Annotated in this window: 15 protein-coding genes; 11 read left to right on the top strand and 4 right to left on the bottom strand. The window is 67.1% G+C overall.

Annotated elements, in window-relative coordinates:
* From AC6LJ9_RS11405 to tex, 3 genes are all read right to left on the bottom strand, one after another.
* Nucleotides 1-205: ESPR domain-containing protein (locus AC6LJ9_RS11405; RefSeq protein ID WP_498147635.1), on the bottom strand; the 205-nt coding region annotated here is incomplete at its 3' end.
* 496 nt (nt 206-701) lie between these two features.
* Entirely contained in the window at nt 702-1,205 is a 504-nt protein-coding gene (locus tag AC6LJ9_RS11410; protein ID WP_103273240.1) for a hypothetical protein, read from the bottom strand.
* A gap of 309 nt (nt 1,206-1,514) precedes the next feature.
* Complete coding sequence (gene tex / locus AC6LJ9_RS11415; RefSeq protein WP_498147636.1) at nt 1,515-3,905, bottom strand: RNA-binding transcriptional accessory protein Tex; 2,391 nt, start codon at nt 3,903-3,905, stop codon at nt 1,515-1,517.
* A 226-nt stretch (nt 3,906-4,131) separates the two neighbouring features.
* On the opposite strand from tex, the gene yoaA reads away from it, so the two are divergent.
* Nucleotides 4,132-6,213, top strand: a complete 2,082-nt coding sequence (yoaA, locus tag AC6LJ9_RS11420) for a DNA repair helicase YoaA (RefSeq protein WP_498147637.1) — start codon at nt 4,132-4,134, stop codon at nt 6,211-6,213.
* 94 nt (nt 6,214-6,307) lie between these two features.
* On the opposite strand, the gene AC6LJ9_RS11425 is transcribed toward yoaA, so the two are convergent.
* Nucleotides 6,308-7,093, bottom strand: coding sequence for an outer membrane protein assembly factor BamD (locus AC6LJ9_RS11425; RefSeq protein WP_212313008.1), 786 nt, complete (start codon nt 7,091-7,093; stop codon nt 6,308-6,310).
* A 107-nt stretch (nt 7,094-7,200) separates the two neighbouring features.
* Here AC6LJ9_RS11425 and AC6LJ9_RS11430 point away from each other — a divergent pair, with 107 nt between their 5' ends.
* The 10 genes from AC6LJ9_RS11430 (at nt 7,201) to AC6LJ9_RS11475 (ending at nt 16,651) form a co-directional block, all read left to right on the top strand.
* Nucleotides 7,201-8,259: an RluA family pseudouridine synthase gene (locus tag AC6LJ9_RS11430; protein WP_498147638.1), complete on the top strand. Its 1,059-nt coding sequence runs from the start codon at nt 7,201-7,203 to the stop codon at nt 8,257-8,259.
* A complete protein-coding gene (pgeF, locus tag AC6LJ9_RS11435) occupies nt 8,247-9,005 on the top strand; it encodes a peptidoglycan editing factor PgeF (protein ID WP_498147639.1) in 759 nt (252 codons plus the stop codon). Before AC6LJ9_RS11430 ends, pgeF begins: the two co-directional genes overlap by 13 nt.
* Nucleotides 9,006-9,141: 136 nt before the next feature.
* Complete coding sequence (locus AC6LJ9_RS11440) at nt 9,142-10,776, top strand: PHA/PHB synthase family protein (RefSeq protein WP_212312962.1); 1,635 nt, start codon at nt 9,142-9,144, stop codon at nt 10,774-10,776.
* Nucleotides 10,777-10,854: 78 nt separating this feature from the next.
* The gene (phbB, locus tag AC6LJ9_RS11445; RefSeq protein ID WP_212312960.1) at nt 10,855-11,592 is read left to right on the top strand and encodes an acetoacetyl-CoA reductase; all 738 of its coding nucleotides are present in this window, start codon (nt 10,855-10,857) and stop codon (nt 11,590-11,592) included.
* Nucleotides 11,593-11,709: 117 nt separating this feature from the next.
* Nucleotides 11,710-12,273: a polyhydroxyalkanoate synthesis repressor PhaR gene (gene phaR / locus AC6LJ9_RS11450; RefSeq protein WP_103273248.1), complete on the top strand. Its 564-nt coding sequence runs from the start codon at nt 11,710-11,712 to the stop codon at nt 12,271-12,273.
* Nucleotides 12,274-12,498: 225 nt separating this feature from the next.
* On the top strand, nt 12,499-13,035 hold the full coding sequence (locus AC6LJ9_RS11455; protein WP_212312955.1) for an iron transporter: 537 nt from the start codon (nt 12,499-12,501) through the stop codon (nt 13,033-13,035).
* Nucleotides 13,036-13,037: 2 nt separating this feature from the next.
* A complete protein-coding gene (locus tag AC6LJ9_RS11460) occupies nt 13,038-13,376 on the top strand; it encodes a cupredoxin domain-containing protein (RefSeq protein ID WP_498147640.1) in 339 nt (112 codons plus the stop codon).
* Nucleotides 13,377-13,390: 14 nt separating this feature from the next.
* Nucleotides 13,391-14,242, top strand: a complete 852-nt coding sequence (locus AC6LJ9_RS11465) for an FTR1 family iron permease (protein ID WP_498147641.1) — start codon at nt 13,391-13,393, stop codon at nt 14,240-14,242.
* A gap of 41 nt (nt 14,243-14,283) precedes the next feature.
* Entirely contained in the window at nt 14,284-15,681 is a 1,398-nt protein-coding gene (locus tag AC6LJ9_RS11470; protein WP_498147642.1) for a 4Fe-4S binding protein, read from the top strand.
* Nucleotides 15,682-15,772: 91 nt separating this feature from the next.
* Nucleotides 15,773-16,651: a PhzF family phenazine biosynthesis protein gene (locus tag AC6LJ9_RS11475; protein WP_498147675.1), complete on the top strand. Its 879-nt coding sequence runs from the start codon at nt 15,773-15,775 to the stop codon at nt 16,649-16,651.
* The last annotated feature ends 29 nt before the right edge of the window (nt 16,652-16,680 follow it).

The following is a 16,680-nucleotide window of genomic DNA, read 5'->3' on the forward strand; positions in this document are numbered from 1 at the left end:
CCTGGATCGTGCCCTTGCCGTCGACTACCGCTCCGCCCGTCGGCAGGGCATGGGCCAGTCCGGCGAAGGCGAGCCCGATCAGCGAGGCGCCTGCCGTCATCAGCACGCGGCCGCGTCCCGCCTTGCCACGGCGGCGTGTCAGTTCGCTGGCGACCTGCCAGCACCCCTGGGTAGCGTTCCAGACCAGCGCGTAACTCTTGTTCATAGCGAACGTCCTTTGTCGATTGATTCTGCTGCTCCCCAGCAGATGGGCCCCGCGATGCGAGTGTCGAACTTTGCAAGCTAGGGGTTGTAGGCGTTTTCGGACGGGCGGAAACGTGCATGGTGCGAAAACGCAGTTCTTCTATTTCTCAATCAAATTTCTTCTATCAAGAATTGGAGAAAATATGAGTGACGCGCCGGCTTTCAGAGATTGGACGTGCCCTTGTCACGCAGTCGAGGTCGGCCGACGGAATCGAGGGTGTGCTGGCGTTGACGCTACCGGGAAGGAAGAGCGGGCAGGAGAGGGAGGGCGGACAGGCGAGAGAGAGCATGCAGAGAAGGCGCGCATGCGGATACCGCTCGTGGCCAAGAATGGCGTGTCGCCGGCGTTTGCGCCGTAGCGGTCCAAGCCCGGGCCGCGTTTGCGGCGGCGCGGGCCGGCGGGCGTGCACGGACCGCCTCTCGGGCGAGAGGGGCGTGTCACCCGCCTTGCAGCGGTGTCAGCGCGGCCGGTTGGCGACGATGCGGCCGTCGCGCACCTGGAAGCGCTGCGCGCTGCCCTGGCCGGCGATTTCGAGCAGGTCGCCTTCGGAATAGCCGGTGACGTTGGGACAGTCGAGCCATTCCGGATTGATGAAGGGGAAGTACTTCAACGAGCCGCTGCCCTGGCTGGCGAAATCGAAGGTGGTGTTGGCCACGACCTCCGGGTCCCATTGGCTGGCGTCGAAGGTCAGCGCGCAGCCGGCGCCGATGCGATAGACGATGCTGGCGCCCATGCTGGCGAAGCCCAGCGCGCCGACGTGCAGCTGGGCGCCGTTGACCAGCTCGATCACGCGCGTGCCCAGGCGTTCCAGCGTGATGTGCTTGAAGGTGACTTCGGCGCCGTCCACGATCAGCCGCGTGTACTGGCCCAATGTGATTTCGTTGTAGATACCGCTGAGACTGGCTTCTTTTTCGGTAATGGTTGCCGTTTCGTTGGCGGCAAGCGTAATGGTAGTGCGCATGACAGACGGATCTCCGGGCTTTCTCAGGGGCGGCGCGCTTTTCTTCTTGTGCTTCTGTCCGATAGGCGTGTGCGCCGTCGCTCGCCTGATCATGGGATGTGTCCGCGCCCTGTCGCCCCCGGCGCTACCGCTTTTTATTATTTGGACACAATTCGATATTTTCCCTTATTTTTATTGCTTTTGGATTGAGGGATCGCAAGAAAAACGGGAGGCTAGGGGTAAGTCCTAGTCGTGGTTCCCAGTCTCGTTTGTCGACAAAAAAACCGGCGCACGAGGCGCCGGTTTTTTCTTGGCAAGCCGCCGTTGCGGCTAGCGCTTGAGCTTGGCGAACGCATCCGCCATCGCGCTGTTCATCATGCCGCCACCACCGCCGCCGCCATTGCCGCCACGGCCACCGTCGCCCTGGCCACGGCGGGCCGGACGGTCGCCGCCCTTGGGGGCAGCGTCGCCCGAGCGCCGGGCCGGCGCGGCCGTGTCGTTCAGGCGCATGGTCAGGGCCACGCGCTTGCGCGCCACGTCCACTTCCAGCACCTTCACGCTCACGGTCTGGCCCACGCGCACCACGTCGCGCGGATCCTTGACGAATTTCTCGGCCAGCGCCGAGATGTGGACCAGGCCGTCCTGGTGCACGCCGATGTCCACGAACGCGCCGAAGTTCGCCACGTTGGTGACCACGCCTTCGAGCACCATGCCGGGATACAGGTCGTTCAGCGTTTCCACGCCTTCCTTGAACTGGGCGGTCTTGAACTCGGGGCGCGGGTCGCGGCCGGGCTTTTCCAGTTCGGCGAAGATGTCGCGCACGGTCGGCAGGCCGAAGCGCTCGTCGGTGAAGTCCGACGGCGATACGCCCTTGAGCGCCTCGCGCTGGCCGATGATCTGCTTCACCTCGGCCTTGATCTTGGCGACGATGCGTTCGACCACCGGATAGGCTTCCGGGTGCACCGAGGACGCGTCCAGCGGATTGTCGCCGTTGGGGATGCGCAGGAAGCCGGCGGCCTGCTCGAAGGCCTTGTCGCCGAAGCGTGGCACCTTGAGCAGCATGCCGCGGGTGGCGAAGGCGCCGTTCTCGTCGCGCCAGGCCACGATGTTCTTGGCCAGAAGCGAGTTCAGGCCCGACACGCGCGCCAGCAGGGCGGCCGAGGCGGTGTTCACGTCCACGCCCACGGCGTTCACGCAATCCTCGACCACGGCGTCCAGCGAGCGCGCCAGCTCGCGCTGGTTCACGTCGTGCTGGTACTGACCCACGCCGATGGCCTTGGGATCGATCTTGACCAGCTCGGCCAGCGGATCCTGCAGGCGGCGCGCGATCGACACGGCGCCGCGCAGCGTCACGTCCAGGTCGGGGAATTCCAGCGCGGCCAGTTCCGACGCGGAGTAGACCGAGGCTCCGGCCTCGGAGACCACCACGCGCGTGACCTTCAGGTCGGGGAAGCGCTCCATCATGTCGCCCACCAGCTTCTCGCTTTCGCGCGAGGCGGTGCCGTTGCCAATGGCGATCAGGTCGACCTTGTGGCGCGCGACCAGCGCGGCCAGCGTGTTGATGGTGCCTTCGCGGTCGCGGCGCGGCTCGAAGGGATAGACGGTGGTGGTGTCGACGACCTTGCCGGTCTGGTCGATCACGGCGACCTTGCAGCCGGTGCGGATGCCAGGATCCAGGCCCAGCACGGCCTTGGGGCCGGCCGGCGCGGCCAGCAGCAGGTCTTTCAGGTTGGCCGCGAACACGCGGATGGCCTCGGTTTCGCCGCTGTCGCGCAGGCGGCCGATCAGCTCGCTTTCAAAGGCCGTCAGCAACTTGACGCGCCAGGTCCAGCGGCACACCTCGCCCAGCCAGCGGCCGCGCGGCGTGGCATCCAGCGCGAACAGGCCGCGGCCCAGCTTGAGGAAGTCGGCGATGCGCGCCACGCAGGGATGCGGCGTCTGCGCCTCGAGTTCGGCTTCCAGGCCCAGGCGCAGCTCCAGCACGCCTTGCTGACGGCCGCGCAGCAGCGCCAGGATGCGGTGCGAGGGCAGGGTGCGCAGCGGCTCGTTGAAGTCGAACCAGTCGCGGAAGTTGGCGCCTTCGGTTTCCTTGCCATCCACCATCTTCGAGTACAGCAGGCCGGTGGACCACAGGTGCTCGCGCATGTCGGCCAGCAGGTCGGCGTTCTCGGCGTAGCGCTCGGCCAGGATGTCGCGCGCGCCGTCCAGCGCGGCCTTGGCGTCGTTGATCGAGGCTTCGGGATTCAGGTACTGCGCGGCCAGCGCGGCCGGATCGCATCCGGCGTCGGCCAGGATGGCGTCGGCCAGCGGCTCCAGGCCCGCTTCACGGGCGATCTGGGCGCGCGTGCGGCGCTTGGGCTTGTAGGGCGCGTACAGGTCTTCCAGGCGCTGCTTGGTGTCGGCGGCGGCGATTTCCTGCTGCAGCTCGGGCGTCAGCTTGCCCTGCTGCGAGATGGATTCCAGGATGGCGCCGCGACGCTCTTCGAGCTCGCGCAGATAGCCCAGGCGGACTTCCAGGTTGCGCAGCACCGTGTCGTCCAGGCCGCCGGTGGCTTCCTTGCGGTAGCGGGCGATGAAGGGCACCGTGGCGCCGTCGTCCAGCAGCTCGACCGCGGCTGCGATTTGGTTGGCGCGCACGCCGAGCTCGGTGGCGAGCAAAGCGACGATGCGGGCGTTGTCGACGCCGGCGGCGACGTTCGTGATAACGGAAGTTTCAGACATCTCGATACGACGACAAAAAGGAAAAACAAGGGGCGGATTGTGCCACAAGCCACTGTTACAGAACGTGGCAAGGTGGACCAATCCGTCCCTATGAATGGCGGATTGGGCCGGAAAAGCGGTGCGGCTCCAGGTATCATCTGGTCCTTTCCCCACACACGCGTTTTGCGCCAGAACCGCCGACCGGCGCCGGTCCGGACGCGGTCGCGGCCAGCGCTAGGCTGCATCGATGCTGGACCTGGACATATCCGAATTCTTCGCCGAGGACGGGCCGCTGGCCTCGGCCATGCCCGGCTACAAGCCGCGCCCCGCGCAGATCGAGCTGGCGCAGGCCATCGGCCAGGCCATCCAGGACCGCGCCACGCTCGTCGCCGAGGCCGGCACCGGCATCGGCAAGACCTGGGCCTACCTTGTACCCGCCTTCATCCAGGGCGGCAAGGTGCTGATTTCCACGGGCACCCGCACGCTGCAGGACCAGTTGTATTCGCGCGACCTGCCGCGCGTGCGCGCGGCGCTGGCCGCGCCCGTGACGGCCGCGCTGCTCAAGGGGCGCGGCAACTACATCTGCCACTATCACCTGGACCGCATGCAGGGCGACGAGCGCGCCCTGAAATCGCGTTCCGAGATCGCACAGCTGCGCCAGATCCAGGTGTTCGCCGGCATCTCCAAGACCGGCGACCGGGGCGACCTGGCGCAGATACCCGAAGACGCCGAGATCTGGCAGCGCGTGACCTCCACGCGCGAAAACTGCCTGGGCCAGGAATGCCCGCGCATCCGCGACTGTTTCGTGGTCAAGGCGCGGCGCCAGGCGCAGGAAGCCGACGTGGTGGTGGTCAACCACGCGCTCTTCATGGCCGACCTGGTGCTGCGCGAAGAGGGCGTGACCGACCTGCTGCCCGAGGCCGACACGGTGATCTTCGACGAAGCGCACCAGCTGCCCGACACGGCCACGCGCTTCCTGGGCAGCAGCGTGTCCACGCACCAGCTGCTGGATTTCGGCCGCGCGCTGGAAGCGGCGGGCCTGGCCTATGCGCGCGAAGCCACGCGCTGGAGCGACGTCAGCCGCCACCTGGAAACCGCCGCGCGCGAGCTGCGGCTGGTCTGTGCGCCGCTGGACAAGCTGCCGGGCCGCAAGGCGACCTTCGAGGCGATGCCCGACGCCGAGGAATTCGACCAGGCGCTGGCGGTGCTGCGCGAGGCCGTGGACTCGGCCACCAACGCGCTGGGCGCGGTCGCGGAAAAACATCCCGACCTGATGGCGGCGGCGCGCAACGGCGCCGAGATCTCCGCGCGCCTGAAGCGCTGGGCCACGCCGGCGCGCGCCGGCTCGCAGGCCGATGAAGACGGCTGGGGCCGCGACGATCAGTCTGCCGAGACGGCGGCGGGCGACGGCCTGCCCACGCCCGTGGCGCTGCTCGAGGGCGCGGCGGCGGCCATGCAATGGACCGGCCCGGCCGTGCGCTGGGTCGAGCACGGGCTGCACCACGTGCGCCTGCACTCCGCGCCTCTGTCGGTGGCCCAGGCCTTCTCGAAGTTCCGCAAGCCCGGCCAGGCCTGGATCATGACCTCGGCCACGCTGTCGGTGAATGGCGAGTTCGAGCATTTCACCGGGCAGCTTGGCCTGGACAAGGCGCGCACGGGCAAATGGGAGTCGCCGTTCGACTATCCCGAGCAGGCGCTGCTGTTCGTGCCGCGCGGCATGCCCGAGCCGCAGTCGCCGCAGTTCCTGGAGCGCTTCGTGCAGACGCTGCTGCCCTTGCTGGAAGCCAGTCCCGGCGGCACGCTGGTGCTGTGCACGACGCTGCGCGCGGTGGACAAGGTGGCCAGCCTGCTGGCCGACGCCTTCGACGACGCCGGCCATGAATGGCCGCTGCTCAAGCAGGGCGACGCCACGCGCCGCGACCTGCTCGAACGCTTCTGCAAGCTGCCGCATCCGGTGCTGGTGGGCAGCGCCAGTTTCTGGGAAGGGATCGACCTGCCCGGCGACGTGCTGACGCTGGTGGCCATCGACAAGCTGCCCTTCGCGCCGCCCGACGATCCGGTGATCGAAGCGCGGCTGCGCGCCTGTCGCGCGCAAGGCGGCAATCCCTTCTCGGAATATCAACTGCCCGAGGCCGCGATCTCGCTCAAGCAGGGCGCGGGACGCCTGATCCGCACGGAATCCGATTGGGGCGTGCTGATGGTGGGCGACGGCCGCCTGGTCGAAAAGCCCTATGGCAAGCGTCTCTGGCGCGGCCTGCCGCCGTTCGCCCGCACCCGCGAGCTGGACGAGGCGCTGGCGTTCTACCGGCGCAAGGGCGAGGGCGGCTGACCGGCGCCCTGCGGGTGTCCGTCATCCACGGCGACGGCAGGAAAAAAAAAATCCCCTCGTCCGAGGGGATTTTCCTACCCATGCGCGAAAGTGGTCAGAACGGGTTCCACCAGCTCTTGTCGGCCTTCAGTCCCTTGGACTTGAAGTCGCTGTTGGGGAAGTTCTTGTCATACACGCGTTGGGCGTCGTTCTTCAGGTCGGTCATGCCGAGCTTGTCGTAGGACTGGATCATCAGGTAGAGCGCCTCTTCGGTGGCGGGCGCGCCCTCGAAGTCGGTGATCACGGTCTGGGCCCGATTGGCCGCCGCCACGTAGGCGCCGCGTTCGTAGTAGTAGCGGGCCACGTAGACTTCGTTCATGGCGATGGTGTTGACCAGCCAGTTCACGCGCAGCTCGGCATCGCGCGCGTACTTGCTGTCGGGATAGCGCTTGATCAGCTCGTTGAAGGCGTCGTAGGACGCGCGCAGGCCCTTGGGGTCGCGCTCGGCCGGATCCTGCCCGGTGATGTTGCTCATGAACGCGCTTTGCGGCGTGAAGCTGATCAGGCCCTTCAGGTACAGCGCGTAGTCGGTGCCGGGATGGTTGGGGTAGAGCTGCTGGAAGCGGTCGATGGCGGCCAGGGCCTGCTCGTTTTCGCCGTCCTTCCAGTTGACGTAGGCCAGTTCGAGCAGCGCCTGCTGGGCATAGACGCCGAACGGGTAGCGGCTTTCAATGGCGGTCAGGCGCTCGCGCGCTTCCTTCCAGCCGCCGGAGGAGATCTCGGCTTTGGCGTCGGCATACAGCTGCTCGGCGCTCCAGTTGGCGGTCTTGTCGTATTTGCTGCTGGTCGAACCGCAGCCGGCGATGGCCAGCACGGCGAATAGCGCGACGACCGCGCGCAAGACCGGCCCGCTACGGGAGGCGGGAATCGAGGGAGCTGCGGAACGGTGAATCACGAGAATCGTATCCTTGGTGTTAGCATGGCAGGCTGATTATATGATTTGTCTCCATGTCTGATACAGCCGTCAGCGCAGATCCCGATTTTGACGAGGATTCCGAGGGCGATGGCCTCGAGGGTGGTTCCGATTCCGGTCCGAATTCCGGTCCGAATTTCGCCCCGGGTTCATCCCCCCAGGCGGTCGCTGGCGCGCCGCAATTGCTTACCGTCCCGCCGGGCACCCGGGCCGACCGCCTGGACAAGGTGCTGGCGGGCCTCATGCCCGAGCATTCCCGCAGCCGCCTGCAAGGCTGGATCGAGGCCGGCAAGGTGTTGGTCAACGGCGGCCCGGCCAAGGTCCGGCAAGTGGTCGGCCCCGACGACGAACTGACCGTCTGGACGCAGCCCGCGCCTGAAACGCAGGCTTTCGCGCCCGAACCCGTGGATTTCGAGGTGGTGGACGCCAGCCCGGACTGGATCGTGGTCAACAAGCCCGCCGGGCTGGTGACGCATCCCGGGGCCGGCAACTGGAGCGGCACCCTGCTCAATGGCCTGCTGCACCGCTATCCCGAGCTGGCCCAGGTGGCCCGCGCCGGCATCGTGCACCGGCTGGACAAGGACACGTCCGGGCTGATGGTCGTGGCCCGCAATGAAACCGCCCAGACCCATCTGGTGCGGCAGTTGCAGGCCCGCAGCATGGGGCGCGAATACATCGCCCTGGCGCATGGCTGGCTGGGGGCGGCCGGCAGGGTCGATCGCCCCATCGGCCGCGATGCCCGGGTGCCGGTGCGCATGAGCGTGGAACGGCCGGTGGCGCCCAAGCCCGCCGTCACGCATTACTTTCCATTGCGCCGCGGCGAGGTCGATCCCGGCGGCCGGGTGTGCGAGGTGGTCTGCCGCCTGGAAACCGGCCGCACGCACCAGATCCGCGTGCACATGGCCAGCCTGGGCCATCCGTTGCTGGCTGACGTGCTGTACGGCGGCAAGACCGTCGCGGGCGCGGGGCGGCAGATGCTGCATGCCCGCGCGCTGCATTTCGAGGACCCCGGCGGCCGGGGCGAGGTCCAGTTCAGCGCCGCCGTGCCGGCCGACATGGCGCAGGTTCAGGAAAACATCGTATGGAACGCGTGATTCAAGGATTGCCCGTGGTGACCGGCCAGCAGTGGGCCGGCGTCGAGTATTTCTGCACCACGCGCGCCGGCGGTGTCGGCGTGGCGCCGCACGACACCTTCAATCTCGGCCGCCGCGCCGAGGACAATCCCGACACCGTGGCCGAGAACCGCCGGCGCCTGCGCGCCGCGCTGCCGGCCGAGCCGCTGTGGCTGCGCCAGGTACACGGCGCCGATGTCGTCGACGCCGACGATCCCGCCACGCCGGAAGAGCCGGCCGCCGACGCCAGCGTCACGGCGCGGCCGGGCCGGGTGCTGGCCGTGATGGTGGCCGACTGCCTGCCGGTGGTGATCGCCGATGGCGCCGGCCGCGTGCTGGGCGCGGCCCATGCCGGCTGGCGCGGGCTGTCCGGAGGCGTGCTGGAGAGCACCCTGGCGGCCATGCGGGCCAAGGCGCCGGATGCCGGCGGCTGGCGCGCCTGGGTCGGCCCAGGCATCGGCCCGGACGCCTTCGAGGTGGGCCGGGACGTGCTGGATGCCTTCACTGCCGACGATCCGGCCACGGAATCCTATTTCCGCTCCCGGCCGGGCCTGCCCGGCAAATGGCTGGCCGACCTGCCCGGACTGGCCGAGTTCCGCCTGCGGCGCGCGGGCGTCGAGGACGTGACGCTGAGCCGCCTGTGCACGGTGGCGGATGGCGGGCGCTTCTTTTCGTACCGGCGCGATGGGATCACCGGGCGGATGGCGCTGCTGGCCTGGTTGTCCTAGGCCAAGTCTAATGTAGCGCAAAGCGCGGCTGGCGGGCCGCTGCTACCCTGGCGGGCCTCTCCTTGTATACCCGCATTGACAGTCCCGGACCCCGCATGCAACATCAATCGCGCAGTGTCGATAACAAGGTGTCGAAGTGAACGCCAATCTCTCCGCAGGACCCATTCCGGTGAGCGTGGCACCGGACATTCTGGCCGACATTCAGGCCGAGTTTTCCCGCGAATGGCAGCGCCTGTGCGATGACGCCCGGCAAGGCGCGTTGCCGCCGCCGTCGGATCGGCGCTTCGCGGGCGCGGCCTGGGCCGCCCAAGGCTCGCACCTGCTGATGGCGCACGCCTACCTGCTGTCGGCCCGCGCCATGTCGCGCCTGGTCGATGCGGCGCAGGTCAGTGAGCCGCTGCGCGAGCGCCTGCGCTTTTCCGTCATGCAATGGGTGGACGCGCTGTCGCCGTCCAACTTCCTGGCGCTCAATCCCGACGCGCAGCAGTCCATCGTCGAAAGCGCCGGCCGCGCGCTGACCGAAGGCGTGGCCAACCTGCTGGGCGACGTCAAGAAAGGGCGCATCACCCAGACCGACGAATCGCAGTTCGAGATCGGCCGCAACGTGGCCGTGACGCCGGGCGAGGTGGTGTTCGAGAACCGGCTGATCCAGCTGATCCAGTACGCCCCCCTGACCGCGACCGTGCACGAGCGCCCGCTGGTCATCGTGCCGCCGAACATCAACAAGTTCTACATCCTGGACCTGCAGCCCGAGAATTCCTTCGTCCGGCATGCGGTGGAGCAGGGCTATACGGTATTCCTGGTTTCCTGGCGCAATCCGGTGTCCAGCGATACCGACGGCATCGATCGCGCCACCTGGTCCGACTACCTGGACGACGCGGTGCTGCAGGCGCTGCGCGTGGCCAGCGACATCACCAGGCAGCCCAAGGTCAACGCGCTGGGCTTCTGCGTGGGCGGCACCATGTTGGCCTCCGCGCTGGCCCTGGCCGAGGCGCGCGGCGAGCATCCGGTCGCTTCGCTGACGCTGCTGACCACGCTGCTCGACTTCCACGATACCGGCGTGCTCAAGGTCTTCGTCGACGAGGCGCACGCGCTGCTGCGCGACCACCAGTTCGGCAGCGGCGGGCTGATGCCGGGCCGCGACCTGGCCACCACGTTCTCGTTCCTGCGGCCCAACGAGCTGGTGTGGAACTACGTGGTGGGCAACTATCTCAAGGGCCAGAAGCCGCCGGCGTTCGACCTGCTCTTCTGGAACGGCGACAGCACCAACCTGCCCGGGCCGTTCTTTTCCTGGTACTTCCGCAACACCTACCTGGAAAACAACCTGAAGGTGCCGGGCCGGGCGCAGGCCGCGGGCCTGCCGCTGGACCTGACGCGGCTGGAGATGCCGTCGTACATATTCGGCTCGCGAGAAGACCATATCGTGCCCTGGGTGGCGGCCTACGCGTCCACGCAAGTGCTGCGCGGGCCGCAGCGCTTCGTGCTGGGCGCGTCGGGGCACATCGCCGGCGTGGTCAATCCGCCCGCGAAGAAGCGTCGCAGCTACTGGGTCATGGAGCGCGATGGCGGGCCGGGCAATCCCTTGCCCGGCGATCCCAACGCCTGGCTGGCGCAGACCACCGAACAGCCGGGCAGCTGGTGGCCGGACTGGAGCGCCTGGCTGGCCGGCCATTCGGGCAAGCAGGTCAAGGCGCGCGTCAAATTAGGCAATGCCAGCCATCGGCCGATCGAGCCGGCGCCTGGCAGGTACGTGAAGGTCCGGGCCGCCTGAGGCCGCGTCCGCGGCTGGTCCGGAGCATAAGAGCAAGCAGTCAATCAAACGAATCGTCCGTCGCACACAGGAGGAAGTATGAGCGGGAAACTGGCTTACGTAACAGGCGGGATGGGCGGAATCGGCACCTCTATTTGCCAGCGCTTGGCCAAGGAAGGCTTTCGCGTCGTGGCGGGTTGCGGCCCCAGCCGGAATTATCAGCAATGGCTGGACGAACAGGCCGCGCAAGGCTATACGTTCCATGCCTCGGTGGGCAACGTCTCCGATTGGGACTCCACCGTGAAGGCCTTCGAGAAGATCACGGCCGAACTCGGCCAGGTGGACGTGCTGGTCAACAACGCGGGCATCACCCGCGACGGCCTGTTCCGCAAGATGAGCGCCGATGACTGGCGCACGGTGATCGACACCAACCTCAACAGCCTGTTCAACGTGACCAAGCAGGTCATCGACGGCATGGTCGAGAAGCAGTGGGGCCGCGTCATCAACATCAGCTCGGTGAACGGCCAGAAGGGCCAGTTCGGCCAGACCAACTACTCCACCGCCAAGGCCGGCATCCACGGCTTCACGATGGCGCTGGCGCAGGAAGTCGCCAGCAAGGGCGTGACGGTCAATACGATCTCGCCGGGCTATATCGGCACGGACATGGTCCGCGCGATCCGTCCCGACGTGCTGGAGAAGATCGTCGCCACCATCCCGGTGCGCCGCCTGGGCACGCCGGAGGAAATCGCGTCGATCACGGCGTGGCTGGCGTCGGATGAATCCGGCTTTTCGACGGGCGCGGACTTCTCGCTCAACGGCGGCCTGCACATGGGCTGACGCATGTGGGGCCGCCGGCTGGCGGCCCTGGCGCCGGGCGGCTTCGGGGAGAGGGCCGCCCGGCATTACACTTGACCCTATCCAAAGCCTGAGAGATCGCCCGATCCGGGGACAACCATGACGCAAGCACAAACCGGCGCCAGCCTGCGCCTGATTAAAAAATATCCCAACCGTCGTCTGTACGACACCCGGACCAGCACCTACATCACCTTGGCCGATGTCAAGCAACTGGTCCTGGCCAACGAGGAATTCCAGGTCGTCGACGCCAAGAGCTCCGAAGACCTGACCCGCAGCATCCTGCTGCAGATCATCCTGGAAGAAGAGAGCGGCGGCATGCCCATGTTCTCGTCGAACATGCTGTCGCAGATCATCCGCTTCTATGGCCACGCGATGCAGGGCATCATGGGTTCCTACCTGGAGAAGAACATCCAGGCCTTCATGGAAATCCAGCAGCGCATGGCCGAGCAGTCCAAGGGCCTGTACGGCAGCCAGTTCGGTCCGGAAGCCTGGACGCAGTTCATGAACGTGCAGACGCCCATGCTGCAGAACATGATGAACAACTACATCGACCAGAGCAAGAACCTGTTCGTGCAGATGCAGGACCAGATGCAGGACCAGACCCGCGCCATGTTCTCGACCTTCCCGTTCACGCCGGGCGGGAATCCGGGCGGACGCAAGTAGGCAGGCAAGGCCGGCCGCCGTCGCGGCGGTCCGGGAACGAAGCCGGCGCGGTGCGCCGGCTTTTTGTTGCGCCGGCCGGCAGCGTTTGATCCCGCGCAATGGCCGCGTCTTTTTTGGCGGCGAAGGTTCAGGGATATGTCAGTTTCTTTGGTTACATTAATGAAAACGGTTCTTGTTTATATTTTTGAGAACCATCGTTTCATCCATGTATCGAGGAATATGCACATGATCAAGAAAGCCTTGGCGCTGGCCATTGTCGGTTTGAGCGTGTCTGCCGCGCAGGCGGCCGAATACCCCATCGGCAAGCCGGTGCAGAAGGGCGGCATGGAAATCGGCGCGGTGTACCTGCAGCCGATCGAAATGGACCCTCCCGGCATGATGCGTCCGGCCAAGGATTCCGACGTGCACCTCGAAGCCGACATCCACGCCACCGCCGACAACAAGACCGGCTTTCCGGAAGGCGAGTGGGTGCCTTACCTGGTCGTGAACTACGAGATCCAGAAGGTCGGCAGCCAGAACGTGCAGAAGGGCACCTTCATGCCCATGGTCGCCAACGACGGTCCGCACTATGGCGAGAACATCAAGCTCGAAGGTCCGGGCAAGTACAAGCTGAAGTACTCGATCCTGCCGCCGACCGCGAACAAGATGAGCCACTTCGGTCGTCACATCGACAAGGAGACGGGCGTGGGTCCGTGGTTCGAGCCGATCGACCTGGAATATGAATTCGTCTACGCCGGCACTGGCAAGAAGGGCGGCTACTGATCGTGCGTCGCCTGCTCAGCGTCATCGCGGCGGCCCTGATCGGCGCCGCCGCTCCGGCGGCGGCCGACGAGCTGCCCACGTTCACCTTGACCTTCAAGCCGGACGGCACGTTTGAGCCGGCCACGCTGGAAGTCCCGGCGGGGCGCTTCAAGATCGAGCTCATCAACGAGAGCAACGAGCCGGTGGAATTCGAGAGCATTCCGCTGCGCAAGGAAAAAGTGCTGGGCCCGGGCGTGAAATCCTTTGTGGTGATCACGATCTCGCGTCCCGGCGAGTATCCGTTTTTCGATGACTTTCACCAGAACGTGAAAGGCACCTTGGTGGTCAAGCCCAAGGAATAAGCCGGTAGCAAGACATGGAACAGGTCCTCTTTATCGTCTGGCGCGAAAGCGTCGAAGCTCTGCTGGTGGTGGGCATCCTGTACACCTGGCTGCGCGCCGCGCCGCAAGGCAAGCGCGGCCTGGCCTACCTGTGGGGCGGCGTCGCCGCTGGCGCGGCGCTGGCCGTGGCGCTGGCGCTGGTGCTGCTGGGCATCTCGTCCTGGCTCAGCGACGAGGGCCAGGAATGGTTCCAGGGCATCATGTCGCTGGCCGCCTGCGCGCTGGTGGTGCAGATGGTCATCTGGATGAAGAAGCACGGCCGCACGCTCAAGAGCGAGCTTGAGGGCGGCGCGCGCACCTCCGTGGCCAATGACAACTGGTGGGGCCTGTTCCTGCTGGTGGCGATCGCCGTGGCGCGCGAAGGCAGCGAGACCGTGGTCTTCCTGTACGGCACCGTGTCGGCGGGCGAGGGCGGCGGCGACATGTTCAAGCTGGCCCTGGCAGGCGTGGGCGGTTTCATCGCCGCGCTGCTGACCTTCTGGCTGCTGCAGCTGGGCGGCAAGCTGATCACCTGGCGCCGTTTTTTCCGCGTCACCGAGATCCTGTTGCTGCTGCTGGCCGGCGCCCTGCTGGTCGGCGGACTCGACCGGCTGATCTCGCTGGACGTGGTGCCGGCCATCGTCGATCCGGTCTGGGACACCTCGGCGCTGTTGAGCGACAGCACCGGCCTGGGCAAGATCCTGGCGGATTTCGCCGGCTACCGCGCCATGCCGGCCCTGATCTCGGTGCTCGTCTGGGTGGCGTACTGGATCCTGGTCTGGGCGCTGCTGCGCTGGGCTGGCGCCAAGCCCGCCCCGGCGCCGTCGGTGGCCCGCAGCGCGCCCTGATCCGGAACGTCGGCGGATGACAGACACATGAAGGTTTAGATATGGCCGCAGCACTCGGGAGGGCGACCTCCCGTATCGCCGATTTTCTCCGTGACCATGCCCCCCTGTTGCGCAAGCTGCAGTGGGGCATTGTCGCGATATACGCTTTCCTCCTGATCGTGCCCGCGGTGCTGCCGCTGCCGGACAATTCGGCCTCGGTCGTCAACAACCTGACCATCGTCGCGCAGTTCGCGTTCTGGGGCGTGTGGTGGCCGTTCGTGCTGGTGTCCATGCCCATCCTCGGGCGCGCCTGGTGCGGCTGGCTCTGTCCGGAAGGCATGCTGACCGAATGGGCCAGCGAGCGCGGGCGCGGCAAGGCCATCCCGAAATGGATGCGCTGGGGCGGCTGGCCCTTCGTCGCCTTCGCGCTGACGACGGTCTATGGCCAGCTGGTCAGCGTCTACCAATACCCGCTGGCGGTGCTGGCGGTGCTGGGCGGCTCCACGGTGGCCGCCATGATCGTGGGCTACCTGTACGGCCGCAACAAGCGCGTCTGGTGCAAGTACCTGTGCCCGGTCAACGGCGTGTTCAACCTGCTGGCCAAGCTCGCGCCCTGGCACTTCAAGGTCGACGAAGAAAAGTGGCGTCATCCGGTGATCCGCATCGAGCCCATCAACTGTGCGCCGCTCGTGCCCCTGCGCCACATGAAGGGCGCGGGCGACTGCCATGTCTGTGGCCGCTGCAGCGGCTACCGTGGCGCCATCGAACTGACGCCACGCTCGCCGGAAGCCGAGATCGTCCACGTCACTGACGGCGAACCCTGGCAGACCGCGCTGCTGTGCTTCGGCCTGATGGGCATCGCCATCGGCGCCTTCCTGTGGAGCGCCAGCCCCTGGTATGTGAGCGCCAAGCAATGGGCCGCGACCTGGCTGGTCGAGCACGACATCATGTGGCCGCTGCTGGACAACGCGCCCTGGTTCATTCTCACGCACTATCCCGAGGTCAACGACAGCTTTTCCTGGCTGGACGGCGCCGGCATCCTGATGTTCGTGATCGGTGCCACGGTCTGCGTCGGCGGCGCGGCCTACCTGTCGCTGTGGATCGCCGATCGCATCGCGCCGGCGCTGGCCGTGCCCGGCGCGGCCGCCACGCGCTGGGGCCGGCCCGGCCTGCACAAGCTGGCGCAGGCCTTGATTCCGTCCGCTGGCATTGGCGTGTTCCTGGGACTGTCGGCCACTACCGTCAACCTGCTCAAGCACGAAGGCGTGCAGGCGGCCTGGGCCGCGCCCGTGCGCTTCACGCTGCTGACGCTGGCGGTGCTGTGGACGCTGCGCCTGTTCGCGCGCTTGTTGGCCGCAAGGCCCGGCGGCGTGCCGCGCAAAGTGCTGGCGTGGCTGGTGCTGGCGGCTGGCCTGGCGCCGTTCTGCTGGGCCTGGGTGCTGTTCTTCGCCATCTGGTGAATCAGGCCGCGAAGGCGGCGGCGCTTTGGGATAAAGTGTTGGGCCCGGCCGCGTCCGCGGCCCAACCCAGAGACTCTTGCGCCTGCCCGCCATGACCGACTACGCCTTCCGCCTGCTCAACGTCTTCGCCACCAACGACTCCGCCTTCAGCGGCAACCAGCTGTGCGTGTTCGAGGACGCGCGCGGCCTGGACGACGCCGTCATGCTGCAGCTGGCCGCGCAGTTCAACCTGTCCGAAACCACCTTCATCCTGCCGTCCGAGCAGGCGGATGCGCGCGTGCGCATCTTCACGCCCGGCTACGAAATGAAGTTCGCCGGCCATCCCACGCTGGGCACCGCGCAGGTGGTGCGCGACCTGCTGGGCACGGGCGACGCGCTGACGCTGGAGTTCAAGGCGGGCGTGGTGCCGGTGACGGCGCAGGGCGATGCCTGGACCTTCACCGCGCCTTGCCCGAACGGCGTCGGCACGGCCGCGCCGACGCTGGGCCGCGCCGAGATCGCCAGCCTGGTTGGCCTGAACGAGGATGACCTGCTGGGCGATCCCATCTGGATCGATACCGGCGCGGACCAGCTGCTGGTGCCGCTGCGCAGCGTGGACGCGGTGCGTCGCGCGCTGCCGGACAGCTCGCAACTGGACCGCTGGCAGGAAAGCAGCCTGGGACGCAAGACCACGTATCTGTTCGCGTTCGACGAAGGCGCGGTCGAGGCCGGCCGGCAGGTGGTGGAGGCGCGCTATTTCTTCGCCAAGGCCGGTGGCGGCGTGGACGAGGACGCGGCCACCGGTTCGGCATGCGCCAACCTGGGCGGCTGGTTGCAGGCGCAGGGTCGCGTCTTGCCGGCCAGCCTCGTGGTGCGCCAGGGCGCGCAGATCGGCCGGCCCAGCCGCCTGCTGCTGGATGTGTCGGCCAACGGCCGCATCCAGGTGGGCGGCCGCGCGCTCGATATCGGGCGCGGCGTTATCACGCTCTGACGCCGGTCGCGCAAAAAAAAAGCGCCCGT

The organism is Achromobacter sp. 1011811831 (genome assembly GCF_059760905.1).